1 protein-coding gene is annotated in these 3177 nt (G+C 29.7%); it reads right to left on the bottom strand.

Annotated features, from left to right (window positions below; genetic code table 11):
* Positions 1-1643 precede the first annotated feature (1643 nt).
* Entirely contained in the window at positions 1644-2273 is a 630-nt protein-coding gene (locus tag ACFSQP_RS13005) for a hypothetical protein (RefSeq protein ID WP_376895198.1), read from the bottom strand.
* Positions 2274-3177: the final 904 nt, after the last annotated feature.

Genomic DNA, 3177 nt, shown 5'->3' with positions numbered 1-3177 from the left:
AATCAGATTTTACGAGCGGCTAATCACTCAGAGTGATTTAATCAATCGTAATGAGTTTTTTTTAATTTCTTAAAGTTTGCGAGTTTGCAAAGTCCGTTGCTGCTCGTTTCAACTTGTGCCTAACGGTTTTGTGTATGATTAGTGGCGTGTTTTAGCACCTAATTTAGCAAATAAAAACTGAATAGAAAATCCGCGAGGATTTTCGTAAGTAGGCGAGAACCAGCCATTAATTATACACGGTGTTGCCACCCGTTTTTCCTTTTCGCGTTCTGCTTTTCAGGTCAGATTTGATTCAGTTGTTTTTTTCTTTAAAAGACCAATTTAGTCAATTATGCTCAAATTTCTTTACGGTTTTCCGCATTCCGTTTCTGCATTTTTTCTTTTCGATTTGTTTTCGTCGATAAACACAGCTTTTCGAACTTTTGCTTAAAAATCCAAAAAAAATTCGATTCCTTTCCGCCGGTTTTTTCCGTCCGAGTAAAATTCGGCGTAATCTTTTTCCGTTCAGTTATTCATTCCGCAACGTTTTTCACGTTTCCAATGCGTTTCGCTTGTCAGAAATCAGCTTGAAAATCAAAAATTTTCGGTTCGGCTTTTAGTCAGCAAAAAATCCGTTTCTTTTCGGTTTGGGATTCGGTTCAGTCTGTCAATTCCGCATTTCAATTCCGCTCACAATATTTTTTTTCGGTTCTATTTAACTGGAATTTTCAAGTTTTTACGGATTTTTCTTAAATGGGTGGCAACGTGTTTGTATATGGTTTGTTGCGTGGTTTAATCACTAAAGTTAGCAAATAAAAACCGAATAGAAAATCCGCAAGGATTTTCGTAAGTAGGCTAGAACTAGCAATAAATTATATACGGTGTTGGCATTTCGTTGTTTTTATTCAGTATATTATTTTTCGTCTTTCTTTTTGTTCTCTCTAATTGTTAAAACCATTGATATTATAATTAAAACACTCGATAATGTTGACATCCAAAATCCACGGTCAATTTTCTCGGACATTATGAAATTCACAATAATTAAAATTGCACTTGCTATAATTACTATTAATGGTAAGTTCTTTTTCATTAATTCCTTTTTCGTTTCGATTTAATTCGGTCAGCTATTTATTCCGCAAACTATTTCAATTCCGATTGAGTGTGCTATTCCGCAACTTGCTAAATTCCGTTTTTTTATATTCTTACTTATATTCGATTTTAAAAGAAACTACCAATCGTAATGACTGAACAAATTACTAATGTAAAAAAGCTAATTATTATTAGTGGATTACTTTTATTTTTCATTAAATATCTTATTCCAATAACTAAAAACACAATTTGTGCAATCAAAAAAGGAATTGTCAATATTTCTCTAAAAACTCCTATTAGAACAAAATCTATTTTATAAAAGTTAATTAACCAAATGAGAATAAAGTAAGAGACAATTGCAAAATTCGCAATTATCAAATTCCGGTTTGTTAGTAATTTATCCATTTTATTAGATTTTGAGTGTGATTGGTCAATGAATGCCAACGGTTTTGTGTATGATTAGTTGCGTGTTTTAAGCACTAAAGTTAGCAAATAAAAACCGAATAGAAAGTCCGCGAGGACTTTCGTAAGTAGTCGAGAACCAAGCAATTAATTATACACGGTGTTGCCAACAGTTATTTTTCTTTCAATATGTTATTTTCTGGAATATCAAATTCATTGTCCTCAATTTTTTGCTCTTTAATTTCAGTTGCAATACTCTTTATTAGAATTCCATTAAAAAATAAATCGTATCGTAAGTAGATTGATTTTGTCAGTTCAGTTAATTTATTTTTATTTCCAAAAGTATAATCTTTGAAATATTTCGGATTCTGTTTTAGTTCAGGTGAAAAGTAATAATGTTCCTCTGTTTTGTTTGTTTTATATATCAGTTTATCACAAATATGATTTAAAATTGTATCGGCATTTTTTATTATTTCAAATTCGAATTCGGTATTGTCAAACTTGTTCAAATCTTTAAAGTATATTGTATCAGAATCAATAATGTCTTTGTAATAAAGTTTAACTTCATTCGGTTTATAAACCTGAAAAGACATATATTCTCCTTCTGAAATCTGCTTATACGCTCCATTTTTAGTGGTAAATGTTGATTTTTTTCCTAAAAACTTTTCTAAACCTTTAATGTCTACTTTTTTATTTTCGTATAAATTCTCATAAGTAATTTGGTATTCAATTATTCCTTCAAAATCTTGACTAAAAGTAATAGTTGAAATCAGAAATATTAATGTCGTTAGGATTTTCTTCATAATTGTTGGCAACGTGTTTGTATATGGTTTGTTGCGTGGTTTAATCACTAAAGTTAGCAAATAAAAACCGAATAGAAAATCCGCAAGGATTTTCGTAAGTAGGCTAGAACTAGCAATAAATTATATACGGTGTTGGCATTTCGTTGTTTTTATTCAGTATATTATTTTTCGTCTTTCTTTTTGTTCTCTCTAATTGTTAAAACCATTGATATTATAATTAAAACACTCGATAATGTTGACATCCAAAATCCACGGTCAATTTTCTCGGACATTATGAAATTCACAATAATTAAAATTGCACTTGCTATAATTACTATTAATGGTAAGTTCTTTTTCATTAATTCCTTTTTCGTTTCGATTTAATTCGGTCAGCTATTTATTCCGCAAACTATTTCAATTCCGATTGAGTGTGCTATTCCGCAACTTGCTAAATTCCGTTTTTTTATATTCTTACTTATATTCGATTTTAAAAGAAACTACCAATCGTAATGACTGAACAAATTACTAATGTAAAAAAGCTAATTATTATTAGTGGATTACTTTTATTTTTCATTAAATATCTTATTCCAATAACTAAAAACACAATTTGTGCAATCAAAAAAGGAATTGTCAATATTTCTCTAAAAACTCCTATTAGAACAAAATCTATTTTATAAAAGTTAATTAACCAAATGAGAATAAAGTAAGAGACAATTGCAAAATTCGCAATTATCAAATTCCGGTTTGTTAGTAATTTATCCATTTTATTAGATTTTGAGTGTGATTGGTCAATGAATGCCAACGGCCTGGTGTATGATTTCGTTGCGGTCTGTTAGGAGTTAAAGTTAGTAAATAAAAACGAGATTTAGGTATTCGATAATTTTTCGCAAGCAGGTAAGAACTAGCAATGAATTATACACATTGT

Origin of the sequence: Bizionia sediminis (genome assembly GCF_042684585.1) — a bacterium.
Classification (GTDB): Bacteria; Bacteroidota; Bacteroidia; order Flavobacteriales; family Flavobacteriaceae; genus Algorimicrobium; species Algorimicrobium sediminis.
The sequence above is the reverse complement of the archived record's forward strand: the minus strand, read 5'-3'. Positions and strand labels throughout refer to the sequence as shown.

Excerpts from the sequence above, each read along its gene's own strand:
- ACFSQP_RS13005 (WP_376895198.1), bottom strand. The coding sequence starts at position 2,273 with ATGAAGAAAATCCTAACGACATTAATATTTCTGATTTCAACTATTACT.